Origin of the sequence: Cryobacterium sp., assembly GCF_026786305.1 — a bacterium.
In the GTDB taxonomy this organism is placed as follows: domain Bacteria; phylum Actinomycetota; class Actinomycetes; order Actinomycetales; family Microbacteriaceae; genus Cryobacterium.
Map to the genome: position 1 here is coordinate 1 of NZ_JAJAYI010000035.1, position 4,879 is coordinate 4,879.

Genomic DNA, 4,879 nt, shown 5'->3' on the forward strand with positions numbered 1-4,879 from the left:
ACCGCACGCAGCCGCGGTCCCTGCCGCAACTTGAACTTCTTCGGCTGGTGAGCCTGTCCGCGTCCACGATGAGGAGCGAACCAGGCCCGAAACCGTCCGTCCGACCGACAACCGCGGCTTCGCGAAACACTGTTTATGGTGGCAGGCCCAACTCTTGGACGATCCGGGCCATCGGCGCACCTGGCCCGGCCAAACCAGGATCCGTTCCCGCTCGGTGCCCGTCAGCGCCCCGGTTGCGGCGCCCGGTCACCTTCAATACCCAAGACATGGCGTGACGCGCGACCTATGGGCCCAACGACCAGAGCCGAACAACCGATCGGTACCAGCGACTTCCCTTCTCTCCGGAAGTGGAACGTCATTTGTTTCTTTTGCTGGGTCAACTAGCCGTTCATCGCCCGGCTGCGCTGGCGCTGGTTGACGTGCAGTCGAGGATGATTCAGTCTGAACGATTGGCTCGGAGCCACTTTTGGCTTTATTGCCCCGATGCACCCCTGGTACCGGGGTGCTACTTTCTCGCTCCGAGGAGTGCCAGGAAGTCCGATGACGCAAGCCGCCCCGGTTCGTAATTTGGATACAGATTTACGCATGTGGTCTCCATTCGAGGTCGCTGGCGTAACCAGATGAACCGGAGACTTCCATGCATCACCGCCTTCGACGCGTAGGTCGCGTCGCCATCGCCGTCACGCTTTCGACTGTCACCCTCGCAGCCGTCGTGTTGGCCGGCTTCTTGTTCTCCGATGGGCAGACCCACGCGCCCGTGCCCACCATTCTCGCGAAAGACCTGCCCGCGAATCGGCCCTCCTCCGACGGTCGGATCGTGGTTGCGGTCGCGCTGGGCGCCACCGGCACGGTTGGCAGTGACGTCCTCGCACCCTACGGCGTGTTCGCCTCGTCTCCTGAATTCTCGGTGTACACGGTCGCGGCCAGTGCTGCGCCAGCGTCGATCGACGGCGGTCCAGCCATCGTTCCGACGTTCACGTTCGCCGACGTGGATTCCGGCCGGGCTCCGGCTCCGGATGTCGTGGTCGTGCCTGCGGTCGGTGACCCGTATGGGAGCGCGGAAGCCCCGCTTCGCGATTGGATCGTTCGCAAATCAAACCAGGGCGCACATGTCCTCGGGGTATGCAGCGGATCCATGTTGTTGGCGGAGACCGGACTGCTGGACGGGCGTAGCGCTACCAGCCACTGGTCACGCGTCGCCGCCCTCCAGAAGACCAGGCCCCAAGTGAACTGGGTGACCGGTCAGCGATATGTGCAGGACGGCGCCGTCACGACGACGGCGGGGGTGACGTCCGGCATCCCGGGTGCGTTGAGCGTCATGGCCCAGTTGGATGGCGCCACAGAGGCGGAGCGGGTCGGTGCGTTGGTCGGCTACCCGGACTGGTCGCTCCATGGTTCGAGGGCGATTCCCGTGCAGAGCTTCAGTCTCGCTGATCTTCCGGTCGGCGTAAACGCTATCGCGCCCTGGTTGCGTCCGACGGTCGGTGTCGGGCTCACCGACGGGGTCAGTGAAATCGACGTGGCGAGTGCCTTCGAGGTCTACAACATGACCTACGCGGCGCGAGCGGTGGCTGTATCGGCAAACGGAACCGTCACTACTGAACACGGGATGGTGCTGGTCACCGACACGGAGAAGCGGGCCCCGAAACTGAGCCGGGTCATCGTTCCCGGCGCAACGAGCGTGAATTCGATCGACCCGCAGCTGGCAGAGTGGGCGAAAGCCCGCAACATCGCGGCAGACGCGCTGCACGGCCCGACTGGCGCGACGGGCTTCGACGGCGCTCTGGAGGACCTCGCCGCGCACACGAATCGTGGCACCGCGATCTCCGCCGCAAAGATGATCGACTACCCGACCGCGGGTCTCGAGTTGGCGGCCGGCGGCCCCGCGCTGCGAGCGCCGATCCTGCTCCTCCTGAGCCTCCTGTTCTCGGTGGGGGTTGGACTGATTCCGACCATGATGAGGCGAGTGAAGCGTCGTAGCGGCAAGTAGCCCAGATCTTGCTGCTGCCAGCCCGCCGGAACAGCGTCGCATCGCGGTCGTCTGTTCCGGCGGCCTTCTGGTCTCTGGCGATAGAGTTCAGACCATGAGCGAGTCGAGAACTCAGCCGGAACGATCGGCCGCGCCGCATCCGCCGTCTACGGGCTGGTTCGCATCCCGGCCCGGCGAGACCGATCTCCTCGTTGCCCTCGCGTATGCGCTGCCCGCGTTCGCGGTGGTTCTGGTAGTTGTGTTTGGCGATCACGACGCAATCCAATTCGCCATCACTTCAGTCGCAGTCGCCGCGTCGGGGCTGGCGCTTCTCTTTCGTCGCAGGGCCCCCGTGCTCGTCTTCGTGCTGACGACGGCAGTGATGTTGGCCACGTTTTGGACTCCGGGAAGTATCGCCGTCATCGCGGTCGGTTGCGCGCTTTATGCGGTTACGGTCTACCGCAGCGTGCGCGGCGCAGTCATCGGTTGGGGGGTCGCCGGCGTCCTACTGGTCGTCGAGGCAGTGCTGCTGCCCCAGTCGGTGGCGAGCGTCGGCGAATCGGTGCAGGCAATCGTGGTGCTCGTTGTCGCGCTACTGGTCGGCCTCAGTGTCAGGAGCAGCCGCCATTTCGCCGCCATGCAACTCGCCCAGCTGGCCCGGGAACGCGAACAGGATGTGGCAGCCGCCGCCGCCGCCGAGCGCACCTCGATCGCTCGCGAGATGCACGACATCGTGTCGCACAGCCTCTCGGTCATGATTTCACTTGCTCACGGATCGGCCGAAATTGCGACTAAAGAACCGGATCGGGCCGTTGAGGGGATGCGCGAGGTGGCGCGCACCGGGCGCGGTGCGCTGGGTGACATGCGGCGAATGCTGGGCGTCTTGCGAGACGCCCCCGACGGCACACCCGCAGATGAAGCGACTTCAACCCCTGGAGTCGAGGACTTGCCCGCACTGGTCGAACGTTTCCGTGCCACCGGGTTGCCCGTGAACATGCGCTGCACCGGCGACGCTCCACCGGATGCAGTCATGCAGCTGACTGTGTACCGCATCGTGCAAGAGTCGTTGACCAATGCGCTCAAGCACGCGCGCGGCGCAACACGGGTAACGGTCACGATCACGTTCGACCCAGACCTGGTGACTGTGATCGTCGATGACGATGGAATCGCGGATGAGAATGCCGTCGATGATCTGGGTCGTGGCCTTGTCGGCATTGGTGAGCGCGTCGCGCTCTACAGTGGGAGAGTGACGACTGGACCACGTGACGGCGGTGGCTGGGCAGTGCACGCCCAACTCATCCCCCCAGTGGCGGCGTCGGCGTGAGCGCGTCAGGCGAGGCGGCGGCGCCCATCCGGGTGATGCTGGTCGACGACCAGACGCTCGTTCGAATCGGGTTTCGAATGGTCCTCGACGCGGCGGACGGGGTCGAGGTGGTCGGCGAAGCCGCGGACGGAGCCGCCGCGATGGAACTGGCAAACGCGCTCGTACCCGACGTTGTCCTCATGGACGTGCGCATGCCACGACTTGATGGGATCGAGGCAACGCGACGGATCGTCGAGGACCGGCCGACCGTGCACGTCATCGTCCTGACGACCTTCGACCTCGACGAGTATGCGTTCAAGGCTCTCCGTGCGGGGGCGAGCGGATTTCTGCTCAAAGATGTCGAACCCGCCGAACTGCTCGCGGCCATTCGTGCCGTCGCGGCTGGTGAGGCGGCGCTGTCATCCCGGGTCAGTCGCCGAATGCTCGACCTGTTCGGCCAGCGACTACCCGCGGATGATCCGGCCGGCGGCGACCAGGCTGTCGCGGCGCTCACGCCACGGGAACGGGACATCCTGTTTCTGATTGCGCGCGGAATGTCCAACACCGAGATTGGCGAGCAGCTATTCGTGTCGGAATCCACGGTCAAGACCCACGTCGGTCGGGTACTCATGAAGTTGGGCCTGCGCGACCGCGTTCATGCTGTGATCTTCGCCTACGAACACGGCCTCACCTAACACCGACCGCCAAAGCGATGGCCCTGGCGCGGCGAGCGCTGATCGAGGAAGCCGCACTTTCCCGGTTCATTCAGCTGGCAGTTCCAGCTTCGACAGCGCTGGTTCAGCCCTGATCACCCGGTCGTGCCTAAAAATTCCGGCGACCGGGGTCTCGGAAGGCCGGCGTTTCCAGTTCAGTTATCAGCTTGACCGGATGGCTGAGGGTGAAGTGGGTCTTCGGCTCTTGGCAATTCGCCGTCTGAAATTCTCACGTTTCTTGTCTGATTCTCTCTGGCCGGAAAGGCACAAGTCCGCGATTGAGTGAGTCCGAAAAATTCTCCGGATGGTGACACCGGCTAGAAGACCCTCTACAGCGGAGCTACATCCGGAGCCGTTTCACGTCTGACATGGAGGAGATCGTCGTCGGCATTTACTGCGACACAATCAGTCGACGATATCGACGTAATCCGCAACTTTGGCCCACACGCGTGCAGCTACGACTAAATGGAGGAGGCCGTCGGGGTAATGGTCGGCATGACGGTCAGTCGGTCGCGCGAACTCAATGATTTGGGTAAGTAGCTGGTCAATTGCTCGGCCGCCCGAAGTGGTTCTCGGCGAGGTATTCGCTCCATCTTGTCAAGGTGGTAGACACGTTGGGCTGGTGCAGGCCATGCGCGTACGCAAGGTCGTTAGCCGGACCTGTAGGGTATCGGTCAGCTGAGAGGAAGCTCAACGTCTCAGTGTCGGCTTGCGTGAGAGCGACGGGAAGCCGCTTGATGATCCAGACGGGGATGCGCAGTCGAGGAACCGTCACCCCGTGGTGGCCTCCGACGACCCGAAGCAAGTCGGGTAGCGCGGGAGTGTCATCGTCCAGGATCCAAAATGACTTGCCACGAGCCGCCTCGGTTGCTGGCAGCAGGGACATGAATCGGG

At 63.8% G+C, this 4,879-nt stretch carries 3 protein-coding genes; all 3 read left to right on the forward strand.

All coding sequences use genetic code 11. From position 1 onward, the window contains the following. Window positions 1-637: 637 nt before the first annotated feature. The 3 genes from LH475_RS03615 (at window position 638) to LH475_RS03625 (ending at window position 3,967) form a co-directional block, all read left to right on the forward strand. Complete coding sequence (locus LH475_RS03615) at window positions 638-1,990, forward strand: DJ-1/PfpI family protein (protein WP_297412886.1); 1,353 nt, start codon at window positions 638-640, stop codon at window positions 1,988-1,990. Between the two features lie 94 nt (window positions 1,991-2,084). Next, window positions 2,085-3,293, forward strand: coding sequence for a histidine kinase (locus tag LH475_RS03620; protein WP_297412887.1), 1,209 nt, complete (start codon window positions 2,085-2,087; stop codon window positions 3,291-3,293). A 35-nt stretch (window positions 3,294-3,328) separates the two neighbouring features. Next, on the forward strand, window positions 3,329-3,967 hold the full coding sequence (locus tag LH475_RS03625; protein WP_297412888.1) for a response regulator transcription factor: 639 nt from the start codon (window positions 3,329-3,331) through the stop codon (window positions 3,965-3,967). The last annotated feature ends 912 nt before the right edge of the window (window positions 3,968-4,879 follow it).